Origin of the sequence: Hafnia sp. HMSC23F03 (genome assembly GCF_001816025.1) — a bacterium.
In the GTDB taxonomy this organism is placed as follows: domain Bacteria; phylum Pseudomonadota; class Gammaproteobacteria; order Enterobacterales; family Enterobacteriaceae; genus Hafnia; species Hafnia paralvei.
The window spans coordinates 153442-176045 of record NZ_KV824242.1; the positions used below are offsets into that span (position 1 = coordinate 153442).

General features: G+C 46.5%; 17 protein-coding genes and 2 pseudogenes. 13 read left to right on the forward strand and 6 right to left on the reverse strand.

Translation table 11 applies throughout. From position 1 onward, the window contains the following. Positions 1-593: 593 nt before the first annotated feature. The 6 genes and pseudogenes from HMPREF3091_RS19270 to HMPREF3091_RS19285 form a co-directional block, all read right to left on the reverse strand. The gene (locus tag HMPREF3091_RS19270; protein WP_070718122.1) at positions 594-920 is read right to left on the reverse strand and encodes a metallophosphoesterase family protein; all 327 of its coding nucleotides are present in this window, start codon (positions 918-920) and stop codon (positions 594-596) included. Positions 921-1044: 124 nt separating this feature from the next. Beyond that, positions 1045-1356, reverse strand: coding sequence for a type IV toxin-antitoxin system YeeU family antitoxin (locus HMPREF3091_RS19275; protein ID WP_070718124.1), 312 nt, complete (start codon positions 1354-1356; stop codon positions 1045-1047). A gap of 93 nt (positions 1357-1449) precedes the next feature. Beyond that, positions 1450-1575 carry a hypothetical protein gene (locus HMPREF3091_RS23015; RefSeq protein ID WP_256385892.1) on the reverse strand — a complete coding sequence of 42 codons (126 nt, stop codon included), beginning with the start codon at positions 1573-1575 and terminating at the stop codon, positions 1450-1452. 54 nt (positions 1576-1629) lie between these two features. Further along, a complete protein-coding gene (locus HMPREF3091_RS19280; protein WP_070718127.1) occupies positions 1630-2043 on the reverse strand; it encodes a JAB domain-containing protein in 414 nt (137 codons plus the stop codon). Positions 2044-2090: 47 nt separating this feature from the next. Further along, positions 2091-2192, reverse strand: a pseudogene (locus HMPREF3091_RS22545) (restriction endonuclease); the annotation flags it as partial. An 83-nt stretch (positions 2193-2275) separates the two neighbouring features. Continuing rightward, the gene (locus tag HMPREF3091_RS19285) at positions 2276-3154 is read right to left on the reverse strand and encodes a phosphorothioated DNA-binding restriction endonuclease (RefSeq protein WP_070718133.1); all 879 of its coding nucleotides are present in this window, start codon (positions 3152-3154) and stop codon (positions 2276-2278) included. Positions 3155-3592: 438 nt separating this feature from the next. Between HMPREF3091_RS19285 and HMPREF3091_RS19290 the strand changes: the two genes are divergently transcribed. From HMPREF3091_RS19290 to HMPREF3091_RS19350, 13 genes and pseudogenes are all read left to right on the forward strand, one after another. Further along, positions 3593-3778 carry a hypothetical protein gene (locus HMPREF3091_RS19290; RefSeq protein ID WP_070718134.1) on the forward strand — a complete coding sequence of 62 codons (186 nt, stop codon included), beginning with the start codon at positions 3593-3595 and terminating at the stop codon, positions 3776-3778. Positions 3779-4152: 374 nt separating this feature from the next. Continuing rightward, positions 4153-5907 (forward strand): annotated as a pseudogene (locus HMPREF3091_RS19295) (AAA family ATPase); the annotation flags it as partial. Next, a complete protein-coding gene (locus HMPREF3091_RS19300; protein WP_070718140.1) occupies positions 5900-7243 on the forward strand; it encodes an McrC family protein in 1344 nt (447 codons plus the stop codon). The pseudogene HMPREF3091_RS19295 and the gene HMPREF3091_RS19300, both read left to right, overlap by 8 nt. Then, the gene (locus HMPREF3091_RS19305) at positions 7240-7626 is read left to right on the forward strand and encodes a hypothetical protein (RefSeq protein WP_070718142.1); all 387 of its coding nucleotides are present in this window, start codon (positions 7240-7242) and stop codon (positions 7624-7626) included. Before HMPREF3091_RS19300 ends, HMPREF3091_RS19305 begins: the two co-directional genes overlap by 4 nt. A 50-nt stretch (positions 7627-7676) precedes the next feature. Then, positions 7677-9830, forward strand: a complete 2154-nt coding sequence (locus tag HMPREF3091_RS19310; protein WP_070718144.1) for an HsdM family class I SAM-dependent methyltransferase — start codon at positions 7677-7679, stop codon at positions 9828-9830. Then, positions 9830-11299: a restriction endonuclease subunit S gene (locus HMPREF3091_RS19315; protein ID WP_070718147.1), complete on the forward strand. Its 1470-nt coding sequence runs from the start codon at positions 9830-9832 to the stop codon at positions 11297-11299. Before HMPREF3091_RS19310 ends, HMPREF3091_RS19315 begins: the two co-directional genes overlap by 1 nt. 17 nt (positions 11300-11316) lie before the next feature. Then, positions 11317-12603, forward strand: coding sequence for a hypothetical protein (locus HMPREF3091_RS19320; protein WP_070718399.1), 1287 nt, complete (start codon positions 11317-11319; stop codon positions 12601-12603). Beyond that, positions 12600-16886 carry a hypothetical protein gene (locus HMPREF3091_RS19325; protein WP_070718150.1) on the forward strand — a complete coding sequence of 1429 codons (4287 nt, stop codon included), beginning with the start codon at positions 12600-12602 and terminating at the stop codon, positions 16884-16886. The genes HMPREF3091_RS19320 and HMPREF3091_RS19325 overlap by 4 nt, the downstream gene beginning before the upstream one ends. 10 nt (positions 16887-16896) lie before the next feature. Further along, complete coding sequence (locus tag HMPREF3091_RS19330) at positions 16897-17745, forward strand: hypothetical protein (RefSeq protein ID WP_070718153.1); 849 nt, start codon at positions 16897-16899, stop codon at positions 17743-17745. A 2-nt stretch (positions 17746-17747) separates the two neighbouring features. Next, complete coding sequence (locus tag HMPREF3091_RS19335) at positions 17748-18905, forward strand: hypothetical protein (RefSeq protein WP_070718156.1); 1158 nt, start codon at positions 17748-17750, stop codon at positions 18903-18905. Continuing rightward, positions 18895-20580: a helicase HerA domain-containing protein gene (locus HMPREF3091_RS19340; protein WP_070718159.1), complete on the forward strand. Its 1686-nt coding sequence runs from the start codon at positions 18895-18897 to the stop codon at positions 20578-20580. Before HMPREF3091_RS19335 ends, HMPREF3091_RS19340 begins: the two co-directional genes overlap by 11 nt. Positions 20581-20587: 7 nt before the next feature. Then, complete coding sequence (locus tag HMPREF3091_RS19345; RefSeq protein ID WP_227545134.1) at positions 20588-21130, forward strand: hypothetical protein; 543 nt, start codon at positions 20588-20590, stop codon at positions 21128-21130. After that, positions 21127-22596: a serine/threonine-protein kinase gene (locus HMPREF3091_RS19350; RefSeq protein WP_070718162.1), complete on the forward strand. Its 1470-nt coding sequence runs from the start codon at positions 21127-21129 to the stop codon at positions 22594-22596. The genes HMPREF3091_RS19345 and HMPREF3091_RS19350 overlap by 4 nt, the downstream gene beginning before the upstream one ends. Positions 22597-22604: the final 8 nt, after the last annotated feature.

Here is a 22604-nt window from a genome sequence, read left to right on the forward strand (position 1 = left end):
CTATTGCAGTAATAATTCCGTCTCCGACGATTTTACCATCTCTTATATTAAATTTCGTACCAATACTTATATATGGGAAAATTTTATCTGGAGATAAAAAGGCGACAGGAACATTCTCCATCGTCTCACCGGGACAGATCCCTCTTTTGCCTTCATTAAAAAATATCCGACAGTCATATGGATAATGAGATAGTTCATCTATATTTTTAAAAAGCAGTAAACACCTAAACGGGATAAGTGGGATTGGGCCTCTTCTCCCCCCGTCTTCTGTACTATGTAAATGTATAGTAACGTATACTTTCCTCACTCGCACCTCACGGCAAAGCTGAATAGTCTAGAACAGTATGTTTCACCATAGTATATGGCTCATCACCAAACTCCAGCACTGCTTTTTTAACATACTCTGAAGCTTTTGTACCCTATGTTGCAAAGTATTAGTTTCTAATATCTGAGATAATTCATCTGGAGTAACAGTTCTATATAAGTTTACGTACTCTTCTGACTCTCTCTTACATAAACCAAGTGGCTCGATGTATTTCAGCGGATTCTTGACGTATGAGTATGTATTAATCCCACCCGACAGCCCTATCAGCTTACAAGTACGATTCTCCTCCCTGAATTTGTAATAACGTTAAATTGCCGGTGAAGACGGCTCCAGTATCGATGTAATGCTGGTTGGCAAACTGCAACAGCACATGAAGCGGCGTGTAGCCGAAGATAAACTGGTCTGCGCCGCTGATAGCCTTAACCCATCCACGATCTGACTCGGTAATGCGATCCCGATTCCAGATCACGTCATCTTCATTCACTGACTTGCCATATGCATAATAGTTGCCAGGATAATCGGCTTGGCAGATAACGTATTTTTTGTCTGGTGTGGCAACCTCGATAATCAACGGCAGCGCGACAATCTGCGGCAATAGTGCTCTGACCTGCCGTTCCTGCTCGCGCTTCAGCTCAAAAAACCAGCCGCCGCCGGTAAAGGCAGTGCTAGTATGTGTTGCATGTAAATTTCCTTGTTTATTCGACTGGGTAAATCGTTAGCTAGACATAACTGTAGCTACCGTTGGTATCAGCTTCACAGGTCAGGCCATTAAGGGTGAGGGTAAAACGACGGGAGTAACGTGGATCCAGCCCACCGTTTTTCAGCGCGACCTCCATCCGTTTTACAAACTTTGGAAAAGCGGTATTCAACGCCTTCAACTGCTTTGGGGTTAAATCACCGCAAAACCCAGCACGGTCAGCAAGGTAGTGTAGCCGATTGCCTTCTTGTACCAGTCTGGCTCCAAAGCAAGGATAAATGTCGCGCCGTAGACCCCATTCAGGGACTGGTGTCGGGTTATCTTCTGGATGCATAGGGTATCCTCATGGTGCGGGGAGCTCATCAGATTGCACGCAGCGAAATATCGTGCTGGCGATATCAATACACACCTCACTGGTCACGGTGCCCTAACGTGCGTCGCTTATCGTCGTTTCTGAATCGTCGGAAAGTCCACACAGGGTGGTCATGCCACTTAGCCATCCGGCGGGTAAGTGATTTTCCCCGTGCTCGTTGTCTGTGTGAATAATCGCCATGGTTTTTCTCCTTTATCATTAAATTAATAAGGGTGCTGTACCCTGTGATTGCTCCTAAATCAAACCGAGTTCGGTAAAAGATACTGGCAGGTTGTCACCGATGATTAAGTGGTACAGCACACGAACGTCTATCAATTCCAATCCCCCCATTAATTTTTGCGTCAATACGCGGTCAGCCTGACTCGGCTCGGTATTGCCGCTGGGGTGGTTGTGGGCAAGAATGACCGCTAAAGCGTTGTGGAACAGCGCCATTTTGAGTATTTCGCGGGGATAGACTTCGGTTGACCGAATGCTACCCAATGACGTGGTTTCGCTGGCGATGAGCCGATATTGCGTATCCAGATACAACACCATAAACACTTCACGTTCGAGCGGGGCAAGCTGGAGGTAGGCTTTGGTATTATCAGAAGAGGTAAAATAAGGTGCATTGGGTTCTTGCCTTAGGCGCGACGCCAGCAGCGTCAGCATATGGGCAATAGCGGCGTCGTCTTCCTTACTTTCGGGTGTGGGCAGTAAGGCGCAAGCTGTGACCAACTGATCGCAACGACCTGTTTATCACGAAAACCATCATAGAGTTTGCCGCCATCACCACGGATCATCCACATTTTACCAGCCATACTTTTCTCTTTATTATTAGTCTGTTAACGAGAAACTTAGCACAACACACTATGCCATTATGGAGGTAAGTCAATCTTCGCCATCAAACCTTAACTCCCCTGAACACCTCTCTCCAATGCCATTCAACAAACACATCGCTGGGATAATTATCCTTAACCTGCGGTAACGCGATCTCTTTCCCCGCAAAATCCCAGAATAGGCGTTGCACTACCCCACCACCATTCACCGCATCGGATACGACTACGCGCATATTTTCATCTAAACCAATAGAACCGCGATCAAACGCTTTGTGGTGGATAGCGCACAGTGCCAGACCATTAGGAACTTCACAGGGTCCGTGGTGTTGCTTCCATCTGATATGGGCGGCTTCCAGGGCTATTGGCGCATTGTCGTGTCGCATATTGAAGCCGCAAACCGCACACTGATAGTTATACGCGCGTAGCACTGCCTGACGGAACTTCGGATCACGTTGTCTGAGTGAATGCTGGATATCAAATCCCATCTCATCAGCAATATCATCCTGAATACTGGTAGGGAAATGAGCCTCAAGGAGCTGATGGGCAAGCGTGTCGATTAACTTACGATTTTTAACCAGCAGAGCAAAATTGCCGGCATCAAATCCACCAGCGACATTATGTTCGGTGAGTTCGCGCCGGGGAGGCTGCTGGCTGCCAGTGGTTGAACATCGTTCTGCATTTTCCAGTTCCCAGAAACCATCGCCCTTCAGACGCCAGAATGGCATATCCGGCCGCTGTTCACGGCGCTGTGGCCCGTAGCGTTCCAGGAGGTCTAACAGTGGCTCATGAATTTCAGCGCTATAATTAAACAGACGACCATGCCCCTGTCGGTAATGTGAAAGGACATACAGCAGTAATAACGGCTTATGCGGCGCTCGTTGTTCGCCTTTGCGCCAGATTGTGATGTTCGTTATCGCCTGCTTTAAAGTCTTATCGGAAGTCATCAGATCAGAGAGTCCACGTACATATATTTGCGATGATGCTCGCAACATACAGCGCAATCAAGGCGTTATTGCATAGAACGCGACCTCAGCTTGATCATTGAATGCGCCAACATGCTCGCAGCATTTATGGTTCCCTAACTGACCGCCCTTTCATACGTACGTGACCTATTCTACTGACAGACCAATGACATCAATGTTTTTCGGTCCTTCAATCAAAAGATCTCCTTCCTTCGATAAATAATCCTTGTTGTTGATCAGGTGTATCGATCGAACCGATCGATTCTTTTCACCAAATCTTTCAACGACTGGCAGTATGATCGTCGTTGCTGGTGTGTTGCTCGAAGAAGCGGTTGAAAAGCTTATTGCTGGTGTACCGTTTCTTACACCGATTGCCTCAATCATCACTGCGGTGCTTGTGGCAGTCTGACCGCAACAGCAATGGCGCTAGCCTGTTACCTGCTGGATCAGGCCGATCCGTTTGGTGCAATCCGCCGGGATAAAGAAGCATTTATTGCTTTCATCTTCCTTCAGACCCCACCTGACGATGGGCGGGCTCCTGCGCCCCCGAAAAAAATCGACGGCAGTGGGAAATACCTCAGGGGTAAAGGTTTCTGGATGTCATGACCTTACTAAAATGATTATTCAGCACAAATATTTTCGTGTTGCCACCATCCAGATTATGTAGGGATTCGAATCTAGACACTTTGAGAATTTACTATCAGTATCCAGCCAGAAAAATGCCATTTGCCAGCGCTTTCAGCTCCAAGGTTCGACCAACCAGTAACCGGCTGATAATGAACGATAACCTGACAGACAGGCGGTCATAATGATCATGTTATGTTTTCATGGTGAGAACAGTCCTGTACTCCCAAAATAACCTGATATTGATATGGGAGGTTATGACGTACTGGTTCGACACGTTATGTCGTACCAAAGGGAGGTGGATTGAAAAAATGGTGGGGGGTAACTGAAGCTATCTGGCAAAAAGTTTGCCCGTCGTTGACAGTGCTCTGCAGAAGGCCAAAGAAACCGGGCTACTTAAGCGTATGTATTGGAGTTTGAGAAACCGTGTTTTTGCCGCTTTTTTGCCTGAAACCTGCACCAGTACTGTGGATGAGAATGCTTTTAATAAAGCAGCAGAATTCCTAAATCAGCACTTCCACCTCGGTTTAGCACTGACCGGAAATTGGTTACAGAAAAACCATGAATTGAAGCAAGCCATACACGCACAATCTCCCAATGCAGATCCCTATTACGTGAATATGGCTATTTGGCATCTCTATGAATTATTACGCGAACGCGATAATGAGCAGAAACAGGAGAAAGTATCCAGCATCACATCAACAGCCAGCAGTGAGCTCACTGAAATTAATACCCGACAACATTCACCAACTAATGTGATCTTCTTTGGGCCCCCGGGCACTGGCAAGACCTTCACGTTACAGCAAAAAATGAAAGAGTACACCTCTCATGCTGTACCAGCCGATCGAGATGCCTGGCTGGATTCTCGCCTTGAATCGTTGAACTGGATGCAGGTCATAGTGTTAGTGTTGCTCGATCTTGGGAAACGAGCCAAAGTTCGCCAAATGACAGAACATCAGTGGTTTCAACGCAAAGCTCTATTGAACGGCCGTAGTAGCAACTTTTCGCAAACTGCCTGGGCGACGTTGCAATCCTTCACCATACCAGGATCAACTACAGTCGCTTACAAAGGTCGTCGTGAACCTGCGATCTTCGACAAAACAGCTGATAGTGAATGGTTCCTGGTTGAATCCCAGTTAGAGCAAGTGGATGAGCTGCTTTCTCTTTATGCAGAGTTAAAGCAAGGACCTAAATCTGCCGAAGCCATCCAACGTTTTGCGGTGGTTACGTTCCACCAATCTTACGGCTATGAAGAATTTATTGAAGGTATTCGCGCTCGCTCAGACGAAAGTGGCAATATCTCTTACCCTATTGAGCCGGGTATCTTTATGCGCCTTTGTCAGCGTGCCAATGCCGATCCAGCACATCGCTACGCCATTTTCATCGATGAGATCAATCGCGGCAACATATCCAAGATCTTTGGTGAACTGATCTCGCTCATTGAAGTAGACAAGCGTGCGGGCATGTCCAATGTAATGAGCTTGCAACTGTCTTATAGCGGTGATCACTTCAGCGTACCCGCCAATGTCGACATCATCGGAGCCATGAATACAGCGGATCGTTCTTTAGCTCTTATGGACACTGCTTTGCGCCGTCGCTTTGACTTTGTCGAAATGATGCCTGACCTCTCTTTATTGAGTGGAACCAAGGTGAAAGGCATAGAGCTCGAGCCGTTGTTAGAGAAACTCAATAGCCGCATTGAAGCGCTTTACGATCGTGAACATACGCTGGGGCATGCGTTCTTTATGCCAGTAAAAAATGCACTCGATGCCGATGATGAAGAAGCTGCGTTTAAACAATTGAAGATCGCATTCCAGAAAAAGATCATTCCGCTTTTACAGGAATACTTTTTCGACGACTGGAACAAGATCAGACTGGTGCTGGCAGACAACCAAAAGCAAGACGACAGCCTGCAATTCGTGATTGAGAAAACCGACGATCTCGATACGCTTTTTGGTAACAATCATGGTTTACGACGCCATGATCAGCAATCGACAGCTTACGAGCTCGAAGCATTTGATCAAGAGAACTGGAATATGCCACAGGCCTATCGTTCAATTTATCAGCCCCAGCAGAGCACTCCTGATGAGCAGGCTGTAAACCATGGGTGAAGTTATCTCAGTTTTTGAATATGACCTGCTGGGGAGTGGAAAAGCGGCTTCAGTTGGCGCAAAGCTGGTGCCTCAGCAGGTCTTTAATTATTTAGAAGCACTTAGCCTGGCAAGTATTCAAGGGAGCCAGTTTCTCAAACTCACCTCTCGCTCAGGCTTCAAATTGCTTCAGGTGCAAAACTACGCGGGGATGCTTTCAACACCTCACGGTTTCCAGCTTGAGATACTGCCCAAGATTGGTAAAAACCTCACAAGTGCGAGTGCGCGAGAAACACTCATCACGATGTTAAGTCACCTGCCTGGGTTTCGACATATTCAAACCCAACAGGCAACTCTGCAGGCTCAGCGCATGCCTTTGCTTGAGATTTTTATCAGTCAGTTTTTGCTTAGCGTCAGACAATTGCTTAGACAAGGTTTACGCTCCGACTATGTGAGCGAGCACGGTAATCTGGCTTTTATGAAGGGCAAGCTGATGCTTTCTGCACAGCTGCGACATAACGCGGTAAATCGCCATAAGTTTTGTGTCGATTATGATGAGTATATGCCTGATTGTGCTGCCAATCGGCTCTTACACTCCACACTGGATAAGTTACTTAGTCTGAAGCTGTCATCAGAGAATCAACGCTGGCTTTGCGAACTACGCTTTGCTTTTGACGGTATTCCACTTAGTAGGGATGTTGAGAGCGATATGAACAGCTTACGCATTGAGCGTGGTATGACTCATTACAGCGAGCCAATGGCTTGGGCGCAGTTGATCCTGAGAGGAATGAGCCCAAGTGCATTACAAGGAAACACCAAAGCGATATCACTTTTGTTTCCTATGGAAGCGGTATTTGAATCCTTTGTGGCACAGACCCTACCCTACGAATTACCTTCTCACCTAAAAGTTTTTCCTCAAGCAGCAACTTATTCTTTGGTAAAGCATGGACTTAAAGATTGCTTTAAGCTTCGCCCAGACTTGCTGGTTCAATCACGCCAACCAGTTCAAACCAAAATGGTGATGGACACGAAATGGAAGCTGGTGAACAGTAACGAGCAAAAAAAATCACTATATGGACTTGCGCAATCCGACTTTTATCAAATGTTTGCCTACGGCCAAAAATATCTTGATGGGAGCGGCGGAATGTATCTTATTTACCCTGCGCATGATGACTTTAGCCAACCGATACCGCAGCACTTTGCTTTTTCAGAGACTTTAAAATTATGGGTTGTGCCATACCGGATAATGGCAAAACGCGGTGAGAGGATGATGTGGCCGAGTGACGAGTCCTGTACAATGAGACCCAACCCAGATCGGATGGCTGCTTCAGTATCCTATAGTGGAGGCATGAGATGACCCATGAATACCAGCGGCAAAGCCTGGAACAACTAATTACTCAGCAAACAGCAGCGCCCAGAAGCGCTGCCGCTGTATTTAACGAGAACCAAACTCTCTGGCAAACCCTTGGCTTTAGCCAGTCTCAAGTTTCGCTATGGCTTGCCTCATTGCCTCAAAGTAATCATCTAAAAGAGTTCACAACGGCAACGTACCAGGTTACTCCTGATGTTGCGGCACATTTAGTATCATTGTTACAACAAGCTGGTGGCCGCATGCCCCTGGCACAAGTACTGAAAAAACTTCCTGCTGGTATTACAACCAGTGAACAGCAGATACGCAAACTAGCGCTGAAGCATGCGCAGTTAGAGACTAAAGGTCCCTTGCTCGTATTGATAAATTAGCCGGCACTTGTAGTAACCATTGGCTGTATTAAAGGATTTTAGAAAACATCATGGCAAAAGAAGCAAAAGCAAAAAAACAAGACCCGCAACAGCAGCTAGAAGCACTGTTCAATAAACTGGTCAAACAGCACACCGAGTTTACTCAGCCATTGGTCGAATTACCCGAACATGAATTCGCCAAGGCGGGTCTCATTCAAGGCTTGGTTGAAGGCAACTTAACGCCACCGGTCATGTTGATTGCGCTGGCAGAAGGCCATTGGGAATACGCCGCTGACACTGCAAAGTTTGATGATTTAGCCTACCAGCTGTTAAGCGATATCGAAGGTGACTGGCCAGTATTTGCCGTTGCGGACGATGGCATGAACCAACGTATTTTGGCCTTGTTCGGTGCCGATGGATCTGACGGTACCCACGGTGCAGATACCCTGCCAAGTCTGGAAGAATTACGTAGCTTTGATCGCATGGAGCGTGATCCAACCTTTCGCTGGTCAATGCGTGTTTATACACGCTTAATGCAACGATTTGATGCCTTCCATGAAAATGTTTACCGTGTCACAAAAGACAAGGTAAACGACAAGAACGACATTATTGAGGAAGTGGCTAAGCTTCTGTTTTTAGAAACTTTCCGTGTGCATCACGATGAAGATCTTACCTTTAAAGATGATGAGGGAAATACCCTGCGTTTTCGTGACGTCTATGATTGGCAATATGTGGCCAGGCACGGCGATAAAGCCGTTGCACAAATCAAAGCCGCGTTTGAGGAATTTAAAAGCCACGAAAACTACATTGTGATCTCAGATGATGGCTCACGTAATCCCATCTTTAGTAAAGAAACACACCTGCGCCTGTCTGTTGCGAAAAACTATCAGGATTTGCTGGAAGCAATACAAAACCTGGGGCCGGTAAAAACCAACGATGGCAAAACCACTAAAGAACAAGGCACGCTGGCTGATGTGTCAGGAGATTTACTCGGTAGAGTATTTGATGTCTTCCTACGCGCTAACTTTGAATCCAAAGGTGGCCTTGGCGTTTATTTAACACCTAACCCAGTAAAACAGGCCATGCTAGAAATTGCTATGCACGACATCGACGATGACGATGAAATGCGATCGCGCTTAGCCAATGGTGATTTTCGTTTCTGCGACCCAACCTGTGGCTCCTTTGGTTTTGGCTCGGTGGCGTTAAGCCAGATTGATAAATGGATCGATTTTAAGCTGGTGCTGGCCGACGATAAAAAAGAATCATTGAAACAAAAATTACGCGATTGTGCATTTACCGGTGCCGATGCTGCACCGCGCATGGTGATGCTGGCCCGCGTGAATATGGCATTACAAGGAGCCCCCAAAGCACAGATTTTCTATACCGACAACTCACTCACCACTAACGCTCTGAAGCCCAATAGCTTTGACCTCATTTGCACCAACCCGCCGTTCGGCACGCCTAAATTTGATAAAGGCAAAAATGGTCAAAACTCAAAAGCCAGTTACGAAGCCAATATGGAGCAAGTTCTCGGTGGTTTTCGTCCAACCCAAAAAGTCGTTGATGGCTACAACGCCTGGTATGACCACGTAAAAATGAAGTGGCAGGATATCGGTGATTTAGAGCTGGATGACAACGGCGAGCCTAAATGGGCGGGCTATCGTACCGATTTACGCAAAACTGGCGGTACTGATAAAAAGCCGTTTTACAGCCTGCAGCCTACAACCGCAGGGCTCGCGCTGGGCAGCAAACCCGATAGCAAGGGCAACTGGCAGCCGGTAGGTGCCACCATTGATCCGGCCGTACTGTTTATCGACCGCTGCCTGCAACTGCTTAAACCTGGTGGCCGCCTGTTAATAGTGCTGCCCGACGGTATTTTATGTAACTCCGGTGACCGCTATGTACGTGAGTACATCATGGGTAGAAAAGACGAAAAAACCGGCGAGTTTGTTGGCGGTAAAGCCATAGTCAAAGCGGTGATTTCTCTGCCAAGCGACTGCTTTAAGCTCTCCGGCACGGGCGCCAAAACCTCGATTTTGTATTTGCAAAAACGCCATGCTAACCCCAACCAGCCAGAGCAATTTTTGCCCGAGCCACAAACCGACGTGTTTATGGCAGTGGCTGAAACCTTGGGCTACGTGGTGAAAAACAACATCGAAGACTATAACGCCGGTGTCGCTAACGATCTGGATAAGATTGTCTCGGCTTATAAGCGGGGTGAGTAATGTTTGCAAAAAGATATAACGCTGACGAATTAATCGATATTATCGCTGCGCCAGCGTATAGCCCTGAACTTATTGAATATGTAAAGAAAGTAGCGAACGCTCCGTATCTATCACAGTTTTTGTCACAAAAACCAAAGCTAGGAATAACAGGCACAATCGCAAAAGACTACGTTAGTGCTGATACAAAAGATGCAGTCCCGTATGTATCGACTAAGCAAGTTAAGGGACTTCATGCTTACATGGATGATGCTAAATACATATCTAAAGAGGCAGATATTGAGTGGGCTAAATGTAGAGTAGATGATGGCGATATTATCATTAATAAAAGTGGTAATGTCGGTGCGGCTGCTGTCCTGTGTTGCGCACCATACAAATATGTAAACTCTGTTTCAGACATTATAAACATTAAACTCGATAAGACTGCCTCTATAGACCGTGATTTTCTTGTCGTCTATCTAAATAGTCCTTACGGGCAAAAGCAGTTACAACGCCTGAGTGGCGGCGCAATTTTTAGTCATGTTAGTTTGCATGCCATACCTGATATTCGCGTTTATCACTCTGATATTAAAGCCCAAAAATACATCGGGGATAAAGTTCGCCAAGCCGAGCAACTGCGCGCTTGGGCGAAACGACTGGAAGGAATGGCTGATAGCAAAATTAAAGATTTATTTCACTTCAACATTGTTGATTCATTAACATTGAAACCTAGAAGAATGAAACAACAGGTATTATCAGCAGTGTCTTTAGCTCCTGAGTTTGCACGTGCGACCGATAGTCAAAGGACCTTTAGGAATTCATCCAAACTATCTAATTTCATTAGTAAATGCAAATGTGGTGACCCTATCAAATCAGAAGACAGAGTACCTGGCCCATATTTTTACTATGGCGCATCAGGTCCAATAGATACTCATACCGAATTCAATTTCAACGGTAAATATCTGATTATTGCGCAAGACGGCTCTATTGGCTGTGCAAATGTAGCCGATGGAAAATTTTGGGCAAACAACCATGTTTGGGTTTTAAAAGTAAAAGATGAATATGATATTGAGTCTATTTGTAGATTCCTGGATAAACACTTTCCGTGTTGGAAAGGTGTTACTACTGGCAGCGTTGTACCAAAAGTGACTTCAGAAAACCTGTTAAATATTCTGATTCCGATTGACGTAGCGAAGAATAGAGAAATAGGAAGCAAGCTGAGACTAGCCGTTACTATGGCTGCATATGCAAAAAAGTTAACAGCATCTGCAAAAACCTTAGTCGAAGCCCTCATCGAAGGCCAACTGACCGAGCAGCAATTGATCAACGCCCAGCAAGCCCTGAAAGATGGCGATAACAGCTTAGACCTAGCGATTTTAAGCAAGTTGAGCGCTAAAGGTTATGCCATTGAAGGTGCCACACCACTATTTAGCGATGTGGATGAGTTATATAGCTTGCTGGAAGATGCGGAACAAGCTGAGGCTGAAGAGTAAAGATGGCAGTGAGCAGCATGGACAACAGTACAACCAGACAAAATAACGACATGTTAAAATGCGAAGCGACACTAAACCTCTGCCAGCAGCTTTGGCAACAAGGTGGTTTGATCGCCAACAAAGCAGCGTTGTTATTGGCGGCTGTGCCTGCCCTTAGGCCGCTGTTACAACCAATAATACAGCCGAAAGAGAACAACGCTGAAGCTGATAGCGTTAGTGCCTATAGCCTCACCGCGCCATTACTTGATGCTTTTAATGATTTAAGCCAGTCAGGTGAATGGCAATTAGCGTTGTTGGGCTTAAACCCAGATGTTCGCCAACATTGGATAAATTTAGCCGCCGCTCGCTGCCAGGAAGCAGGCGCGATGAATGACACAATGGTATTGGTTAAACTCATTCAGCAACTGGGCAATGCCAGTGAATGGGTCTTAGCCCAGTTGGAAAACTCAAACTCCTCGCCACAAATCATTGCAGGCCCATTGGCGCAAACCGAACGCGATTTACTCGGCCATAGCTTAAACGACAACGCTGCCATTCCCGCTCTATGCCGTATTTTGCGCACCAGCCATACCTTGTTTACCGTGAGCGAACAAAATGAACAACTGGCACCTATACAAGTAGTGGATGTCACAGCAAAACAACTGACAAATAACTGGTGTAGTGGGCGTTTGTTAGCACTCCCTAACACCTTGCTTGATGAACATGACCTTAAACCCAATGCCGATTGGTTATTGGTGTCCCGCTCAGGTTATGACAACGTGCCGTTTACCGCGCTATTTGCCCAACAGCCCTGGTTATTTTTACTCAGTCTCATTATCTTTGTGCAAGATGCCTGGGCTGCCGAGCAACGTGGCGGCTTGTTGCTCACCTTACCTGCCGGGCAAAATGCCTTTGTCCCCGGTCAAATAAATATGGCAGTACAGGGCATTGAAGGTGATGAGGTTAGCCTGGGCAGTTTGGCTGAGTTTCTTGTGCTTCTGCTCGGTGAGCTCAATATCCCCCTCTATCCGGCACTCGATGCGAACACAGAAAGCATCAACCGCCTAAACCGCGTCCTAAGTTCATTCATTCCCGAATTGTTGGCACAAAAAATCTGGCAATTTACCGAGGCTGGTCGTAGCGAGTCCGGCCAATATCGAATTCACACAAGCTTCAGCGATGCCTGTTATAGCCTGCCGTTAGCACCTCTATTTGGCTACAAAAGCCAAACGTTACAACGGGCCATTAAGCAACTGGCGCAAAACTGCTATGCCAATAAAAAACGCGCCGCCAATAGAATAAACCTTCAAGGATCGTCGTTATGAGTTTTGAATTAAACGAACAGATGGTTGATAGCCTGGCAAAACAACATCGCTGGGCGGCGACGGGCGTATCAGATTACCCACCTCGCGACCCGTTAGTGGGCCAGAGCCGATTTTTCAAACGCTTTCAAACCTTTTTGCATACGGTAGATCATGACGATGATCGCTTTGCTCATGTATTTGCCGTCGAGGCCGAATGGGGCCGGGGTAAATCACGTTTAGGCCATGAATTGGTCGCACAGATTAACGACTGTTCCAGGGGCTGGTTTGTCCGCGATGAACAAGGCCAACTGCACGATAAGCAGCTGTTTAATCGCGATACGCAAGATAAATACCTGGCGCTCTATATTCGCTACTCACAAGTGGCATCGGATTATCAAAACTCGGATAACTGGTTTGCTTTTGGTTTATACCAGGCGCTATTACCACTGGCCACCCAAACCTTTGATGGATCGATTCAAAGTGAAATTGCCAAACAAGCCTATGAACGCTTAATGCCATTTGGCTTTAAATCTGAACTGTTAGCAGATGCCTTACAGCTGAACGCCAACCACAGCGAAGAAGACCTCTATACTGACCAAACGCTGGTAGTCAGTTTGGTGCAAGCCGCCTATAAAGTATTAAAGAGCTTTGGCGTGCAGTATATGTTGGTGGTGCTGGATGAACTGGAAACCGTTGCAGAAGCCGCCACTTTTGGCCTGGAAGATGAACAAGATAAACGCCTCGATGGCCAGGCCATTCGCCTGATTGGTAAAGCAATTAAAGAGGAAGACCCTCGCCGTAAACTTCCATGGTTGCGCTATGTTGCGCTGTGTTCACCACTGCTTGGCCAGCAATTGCGCGAAATTCAATCGGTCGCACGCCGCTTTGAGTTAGTGGAACTTGAGCATAATGCCTTTGCCGATGTATCAGACTATGTGGCAAGCCTCTTAAAAGACGGCAAGCTGGGTTTTAATTACCCTGCTGGTTTAGTGGAAGCTGCTTACGCCATGAGTGGTGCCAACTTCGGTTGGTTTAACGTGGTCATGGCTAATGTGGATGCGGTGCTGAGTCAATACCAACAGGCAAGCCGCAGTATCAAGGATGTGGGCGATTTATTTGAAGCTGTTCTGGCCGGTTCTGGCCGCGTGGCCAGGCATGTGCTGGATAGAGGTGCGATAGAAGGCATTCAAACCCGCGACCAGGCACTATTGACCGAATGTCGAAGTTTGCTCTACGGCCAATTACCCGTGCGCTTAGCTGAAGTAAGCTATGCCACTGAATTGCTGGCGCTGAAAAACGAAGATCTGGAACCCATAGCCGCTCATTACCGCAAACTGAGCATTGACCGCCTACAGTGCCGACAAGCCCTGGAGCAAGCCAAATTCCGCCGTGATAAAGATGAATGGTACTACCCTGCAGTAGATCAAGCTCTGAGCTTAGATACTTTGCTGAATAACCTGCGTACTTTTTCGATTAAAGAACAAGCCGCAAGCGGCGATAAAGGCGCAGTATTACTGCCACTGTCAAAAGGTGAGTTTAAATACTTACTCAGCTTGCTGTATGACCACCCTGCGATTGAATTTGCTGCCGATGCCTTATGGCACAAGTTAGTGGGTGAAACTACCGAACTGGACGCCAGCGAAGCAACGCATATTGGCCCCAGTGTGGCGATGTTACTGCGCCTGGATTTGCGTTATCGCAGTGCCCAGCAAAACTCACTGATTTTTAAAGATCCCGCCATGGGCGATGCTCATGAACAGGCGATGAGTGAACTTAGCAAACAAAGTAGCCAGAAGCCGCTCATCAAGGCATTAGCCCGTGTAACGGGCTTTGTGAGATTACTGGATAACAACTGGACTTATGATGAAAACTTGCTGAGTAATAAAGCGGGCAGCGACGATGCACCTCTGGCCATTTTAACCGAGCCACGTGGCCGCCAGAGTGGTTTACTTACCCTGGATGGATTTAAGCTTCACCCAGAAGGTAAAGCCTTGTTTGCCTGGGTCAGTAACCTCATTGAGCTGAACAATCTTCACACCTTTGCGGCAAACCACAGCCACCAAAATGGTCGCACGCCAGTATTAGCGTTAACCGCATCTGCACATCTCATGGAGCAATACAGCCGACTGGATGAAAGAAATGAGTTACGTGATGCGATACTGCTGCATTATGTCAACCCAAGCGAAGCAGACCAGTTAGAGCGTATTGGCTTAAGTCTGGCAGCATGCCAGTTGCACGGCGTGAATTTAACTGCCGACAGCTTTACCGCGAAATTCAAAAACAAGCTGCATGCCCTGACTACCTTTGCCACGGATGCCATTCACAAGTGGCGCCAGCGCTTGCAGAAGCGCGGTTTAATTACATGGCCGTTAAAGGTAGATGGTAAGTTATCACCGAATGACCGCGACCTGTTGTTTAAAGGCTGGTATCAGTTGGCCATTGCTCACCCTGAGTTAAACGGCATTCTCGATTTACAGCAGCAACACGGCGTGCCAGTGAATGAGCTAAGCAGCTTGTTGGATAAACTTAAAGTGCCGGGCAGCTATATTGCCAAAGGCTATACGGCCGATGAACATGCCGGGCTATTTACTGAACTTAATAATGTGCAGCGAAGCCACGCGCAGATCCCATTGTTTTTAGCCCGTATTGCTCACCCTAATAAAAAGCACAAGTGGCAATTCGAAGGCTTTAAGCAGCAGTTTTATTTCGCCTATGTGGCTGAAACGAGTATTACCGCCAAAGGCGTGTTTAATGACTGGATGTGGTGGTGTGGAGAGCTGAACTTACTCACTTTAACCAATCCAACCGAAAAACAGGCAATTTGGGAGCACTACCCGCGCACCCGCTTAGAAAATGCCATTAGAGAAGCACAAAACTGGTTCAGCGGTAACGATATGGGCAGCTACGCAGCCAATGTGAAAGTCATGAGCCGCGTGTATGGTTATGCACGCATTAATGAAATGTTCGCGCCTCTGGGTACAAATAAGCTAGGTTTTGTCACCGTGGAAGCTAAAGAGCAGCTGGGAAAAGCACAATCACTATTTAACGTGCTCAAACAGCAAGAAGAACAACTGGCTGATATTGCCGAGGCCAACGACACGCAAGTACTGGCTGAGCTTATCCACAAGCGTGCTGAAGTGCTGGAGCTAGTAGCAAAGGTTAAACCGCTTAATAGTTCCAAGCCCATGCTAAAAGATGCCCATATTCTTAGCTTAGAAGACAAAACGACCTCGCTTTATCAACGGATTGAACAGGCCTGTTTATTTGCCGAATTTGTTGAGCGCAGCGCTGAGCGTATCAACAACCGACTCGCTGATTTAATCATAGATGTTGAAACAGAGTGTGCCCCACTGACGAATTTCCCGAAACGTCTGTACACCAACACGCTGCGCACCATAGGTCATATTTTAGACGGCGCGTTAAAAGACGATACCAGCAGTGCCACTGGACAAAAAGAGCAGCAAGCAGACAGTGATACCTTACTGCATTACCTGCGTAAACTCGATTTAGGTAAAGCGCATGACAAGCTTTCAGCCTTAGCGCAGGAAGTGGGTTTAAACCTGCACAGTGAGCAACAGCTGCCGATAGCGGAGATCCAAGGACATATTTTATCTAGCTACCGCAACTGCAAAGAACGATTTGGGAAGCTGGTTAATAACCTCGCAGAGCAAAACCTACGTGCCCAACAACTGCAAGAATGGCTTAGTAGCGCCACGGCTGAGTATGAGTACGCTGATGACATTGTAGAGCTACCAAAACTGGTAATGAAATTACAGCTCATTGAAGACGCTATTGCCGATCTCCCCAACGATGCCGAGAGCAAGCGTCAAAGTATGCAAAACAGTTTGCGCAATGGGCAGTTTTCATCGTTACGGGATTTACCAGAAGAGCTCTTAAAACCGGCTCGCGGTCAACTTACACCGATTCAAGGCCAGCTACTTAAAATTGAAGAGCGTCTTAACCAAGTAAGACGCAACTCCATCGAGCAGGTAAACAGCTGGCTGCCGTTATTAAAACCGCTATTGGCTTCTCAAAAGCAAGCGGAACCAGCAGCGTTGACTCTGGGGGATGTGAGCAATTTTGGGGTCAGTGAACTTCAACTGATGTGTGAAAGCACCCAGGCCAAATGGCAGATTCAAGGTGAGCAAATATTAAAAGATACAGGCTTAACACTGGCGGATTGGCAACCAATTTATCAGGCTTTGAGTCAAAACCAAGAACCCGCGTTAACACCTGAGCAACAGAAAGGACTTGTAGACAAAGGCATTGTAAAAATGCGCCTTACCTTTGCCACTGGTTTATAGAGGTGACGCGATGAGTCTTTATTTATCTGCACCACTGTCCAGTAATCGTAAAGGCCGGTTTTTGCAAACTGTTGCGGGGGCAACCCCCTTAACGAAGGATTGGATTAGCTCGCCGCCAGCCAGCGGTTTGTTGTTAGTACAAGCAGAAGAGTTGACTGACGCTAATACTATGCAACGCCTATATCACTGGGCTATGCAGGCAGGTTGTGCCACTTTGGTGATAAACCTGAAGGCTGAACAATTTACCTTATTAGCGCACTTGTCCTCCCCACTAGATTGGCAGTTAGTACCAGCGGTCTTGAGGGTGCAAGAGCCAGGGCTAACCGCTTTGCTAGCCAGTGAAACAGACCAAGCTATTGCTGGCTTTACTGGCAGTGCAGATCGCCACCAACACCAGACTGGCGATGTGGTGCATACCCGTTACATACGAAAACACAGCAACAGTGGGCTATTAGCCTTTACCACGTTACCTTTATGGTCGCTAAATTTACTCGATCATAGTGAGATCCTGGTGAGCTGGTTGAATTGGTTTGTGGACCACGCTGGCATTGCTGAACGAATCATCGAACCTAACGCGCCATCAACTGACTACACACCAGATAAGCACGATCTGGTTGTATTGCTACTACTCTACGCAGGCACTGGCATGAGCTTACAAGCGTTGTCTGAGCATAATGCGGTTAAGCTGATGTTTGATGTTAGCAGCCTTAATATTGTCAAGCGGGGTGAGATGTTGCGGCAGCACGATTTTATCGACGACGCGGGCATAACAGCTACCGGTAAAACATGCCTACAAGCCTCGCAATATTGGGCTTATGCCCCATTACTTAGCGAGCAGCTACACACAGGAACGCTATAAGCATGAATGAGAACAAAACGATGAATTTAGCGCAATCGCTCGCCATCGATAGCCAGCTTCGCTTACCGGGAAGTGCAGGACGCTTGCTTAAACAGGTCCGTGATATTGAGCAAGTGGCGCCGCTGTTCCGTGATGCTGGCTTAGTGAAAGCGGTCCCCAAGCCCACAATCGTTAATTTACGCGTAGCCGGTATTGCGACTAAATCGTGCTTAGACAAGGTATTGGGTGGTTTTATTTATGCCAGTGCAGCAGTGCGCACAGATTTGCTAATAGATGACAATAAAGTCAGCACGGTGGGTAGCGACTCGGTATCAGAACTGGATGATATTGATTTCGAAGCTCAGCGTAAACGGCTTGATTTAATTGAAATTCGTCAGTCTTATCAGTTAGTTGAGAAAAAACTTTTAAGTTATGAGCCTGGCGATTTAATTTTGCTGGATACGCCGTTGTTTTTAGCACGAGATATGGCTCCGCTGGAGCGAAATGTCCGTCATAAACAAGAGTACGAAAAAACCAGACAAGTGATAGAAACTTTTTGGCAAAACCATCGCTCCAGAATTTTTCCCTGGAATCAAAATGGTGTAGTACTTGCGAGCATTTTGGCTGAGCGCTTTAGTGCCATTGTAAGTATCGCTAAACAAGATTTACGTACCGAACAAGGACGCAAACAAATTTTAGCATCTGATGGGTTTTCTAAAGAGTTGATGCAAAATCTGGAAGGACTGGATGAAAGTTTGGTTGGCGTGGGGGATTTGCGATTTATCAATGGCATTTTAGGCAACTATTCGCGCACCATCGCATTTCGTTTGTCTGAACAAGAAAAGCGCATTGAACCCAATATTGAAGCTAAGCAAGGTCTAATTGGTTTTCACTTCCGTAGTGCCCGAGGTGGACAGATAAAAATGGTGCAATTAGCGGGTGACGAACCAGAATGGAAAAGTGCTGATCTCGATTTAGTTGCCTCTCGCCTGATGGTGCTGGATATGCAAAACAAAGGTAATGCAATGCCGTTGCCACAATTACTTGGCTATCAACAGCTTGGTATTTTACCTAAATTTGCTACGTTTTATCGTCAGGGTTTACACCAGGCACTAAAGAAGAATGATATTGAGGCCGGGTGGTTGGCAGGCCTTGATGAGGGATTGAATAATGGCTTATAAAGTTTTAGGTAAATTAGTCGGTAACACTGGTGATGCCAGTCAGTTAACTATGGCTGTGCAAGACTCGTTTTCAGTACGCCGTGGTGAGTTTGTACGCATTATGCACCAGGAACGCAAAGATGAGGGGCAAGTCGCCGTACTGGGGCGAGTGACCAAGATAAGCCGTACTAATATGCTCTATAACGCCGGCTTTGGCGATGGTGTAACCGAGCTTGAGCTTTTGCCCGGTGCGAATGTAACTGGTGAGAATATGTTTGCTCAGGTCGAGCTGGTTGGTTACCGCGATCCTGTTACTCGTCAAATCAAAATTCCACGTCGCCCACTTAACCCGGGTACTGCTGTTGAAACCGTCGATTTTCAGTTTTTGAGTGATTTTTACGAATTTAATGAACACTCCAGTTTGCACTTGGGTAACTTAGTAGGCTACGACAAAGGCGAGAATACAGTTCCTGTTTTTATTGACGTGAACAAGTTGGTCACTGAGCATTTGGCTGTTCTGGCAATGACGGGTTCAGGTAAGTCTTATACAGTTGGCCGCATTATTGAGCGTTTAGTCGCGGTTAATAACGGTACGGTAGTAGTATTTGACCCACATGGTGAATACGGTAAAGCCCTCGCTGGCGGTAATCTGCAATTCTCAAGCTTCTTAGAAGCCACTGACGATAAGCGTGATCAAGAAGCACTGCCACTGATAAAACATACCTTTGAAAAGCTGCAAGCCGCCGGTGCAGGTATTCAGGTTTACTCGCCGCAGCACGAATCTTTTAAACATAAATACGCCAGTAAGAATACGCCATTAGCGCTTCAGTTTGACCATTTTGAAATGGACGATATTGCTGAAATATTACCTGGCTTAACGGAACCGCAGCAACGAGTACTCGATGTTGCAATTCGTTATTGGCGCTCTGCAGATAAGACTGAGCCACGAGATATTAACCGCCTACGCTTCTTATTAGGTGATGGTATTGAAGAGTTAAAAGAGTGGGACGACCTTTCTGAAGCTGAGGCGAAGGCGTTATCAGGCCGTAGTGCCGCCGTCGCCTCGATGAAGCTTTCACGCGTGCTTAATGAAGCCAAAAGTTTTTACAGTGCAACAATGGCTGAGCCAACTGATATTTACAAAATGGTGGGACGCCCGAGCAATCAACAGGGGCGTTTAGTCGTTGTTGACTTACAAGGTTTGAGTGATACCGCTAAGCAAGTCATTTGTGCACTGTTATCTAGTGAAATATTAAAGGCGGCCTCGAGCAAAACGGACCCGCTGCGCCCATGCTTTATCATTTACGAAGAAGGCCATAATTTTGCTCCGGCCGGTGGCAATGCAGTCAGCCACCGCATTATTAAAAAGATCGCCGGTGAAGGTCGTAAATTTGGTGTTGGATTTGGCATTGTGAGCCAGCGTCCATCGAAATTAGATTCAGATGTGACCTCTCAGTGCAATACGCTAATTACGATGCGCTTAAAGAACCCAGACGATCAACGATTTATAGCTAAAGCATCAGATATGGTGAGCAAAGCTGACCTGGAGGAACTTCCGAGTTTATCAACCGGTGAAGCTCTGGTGTGTGGTCGTTCAATCCCTGCACCACTGCTTGTTAAAGTTGGTAGTAAGGCATTAATTCACGGTGGTGAATCACCGGAGGTATTGCGTGTTTGGGGCTCTTTCAATGGCTAAGGTGCCTATGCCTGAAGTAGCTTGGGTAAATGAGACGTTTCCACTTTTAGCAAGCGGTAAGCTATTGGACCAGGATGTATTGGTCCACAGCTTAGGCTGTAGCGTTTGGAATACATTCGGGCATGAACAGTCATTTATGGCGGTAGTGGAATGTCCGGCTCCAGGTACATTTGGTGCTGATATTCGCTCAGACTCGGGCTGGTTTCATAAATCATCTGCATCACCTATGTGTTTAATCGAATTTGAACGCTTTGATGGTTCAGCGAAGGGGCAGCAAAAGCTAGAAGAAAAATTAAAAAACCTACTGGAAGCAGCGCAGCGCTGGAATCATTGCCCCAAAACCCTGGTCCTCAGTGCTTGGAGCCAAGGCTTAGTAGGTGCACCTGATACCCGAAAACTGAAAGACATTTGCCGCATGGGTTTTACTTCGTCCACTGGTACCCAAGTAAGCGCCGCTCCTGATGTTGAGGTGGTATTTAGTCGCTTTTTATTTATCAAAAATCTGAGCATGATTGTTTTGGACAGAATTCACTATGAGGTGTTGATGTGAATATAAAATCAGCACATTTTTTGCCAGGGACGAATAAACGCCTTGGTGATAAATACCTGTTACTTGAATGCCTTGGTGATGGCAGCCATGGTTGGGTATGGCGGGCGGAGCGCCTGCAAGATGGAAAAATTGTCGCAGTAAAAATCCCTAAGGATATTACTCGGGAAGACCGCCAGCTTGCCGAAGGTAAAGAGCTTTTAGACGTCGAGTCGCACGAAAATATTGTGCAAATTTTTGATATGGGCCGTATAGATAATGAATGGTTCTATATTGAAATGGAATATTTCCCAAGCCAAACCCTGGCGCAAAAGCTCGATGACAGGCAGCGTAATTTTGGCCAGACCTATGAACGTTTATTCAGAATATATCGTCAAGTGCTCTGTGCTGTACATTATTTGGCCGAGCTACCAATACCAATATCCCATGGAGATATTAAGCCACATAACATTTTGGTTGGCGAACGGGACCTGGTGAAGTTGACGGACTTTGGCAGCTCAGCTTTACCAGAAGAAATTTACGTTCGTACCCGAGAAAATGGCGGAACTGTGTTGTATTCGGCACCAGAGTTCTCCAACGTCGATAGCCGTAGAGGTAGTCTGGAAGAGCTACTATTAGGCGACATCTATAGCTTAGGTGTTTTGCTATACCAGCTGCTGACAGGAAAGCTTCCCCATGATACGCCAGCACAAGTTCAGCGCCACGCACCTTTCAAGCTTCCGACAGAGATTAATAGCTCTATTCATACGGCCCTGGAGCAAGTGGTTCTTACCTGCTTACAAAAACGAGCGGAGGATCGCTTTTCAACGATTTCCGACTTAATTCATGCATTTGATGCTGCTGCCACTAAGCAATTAAAAGTTGGTGCTATTGCTCCCGTTTTTCAGACTAAACCTCATCAGGACTGGTCAAGTGCGGTACTTGAAGCAATGTCCGATCAATCTTACCAAAAGGCTGCTCAGTTAGCGTCGCAGGAGTATAGCCGCAGTAAAGATCTACAAGCTTTACATCAGCAACTTATTGCCTTGTACCGCGCCAATCGCTTATTCGACTTTGAAAAAGTTGTAGAAGATAATAAAGCGATCTTGCTTGAGGATAAATTGACTCAACCAGCGGCTCTGTTCGAGCTGATAGTTAAGACGAACCTACAGTTGCGCAATATCAGTCAAGCAAAATCCTGGCTGTTGCAACGAAAGAAAATTGAAGCAGAAAACGCGACTACCATGTATTTAGAATCATCTATCCTTGGCCTTGAAGCAAAATATACTGAAGCGAGAGCACTATTGGAGAAAGTAAACCAAACAACCCCAATGAAGTTCCATGTGTTAAGCCAACTCATTTTAGTTTGCGAGCAAATGCGTGATTACTCTAGTGCTGCAGCTTATTTGAAAGCGGCATTACGAGTAGCGCCATTGGATAACAGCATGAAAGAGAAAAAAGAATTGTATGCAAAGCTTGGGGTTATTTGATTGAAAAG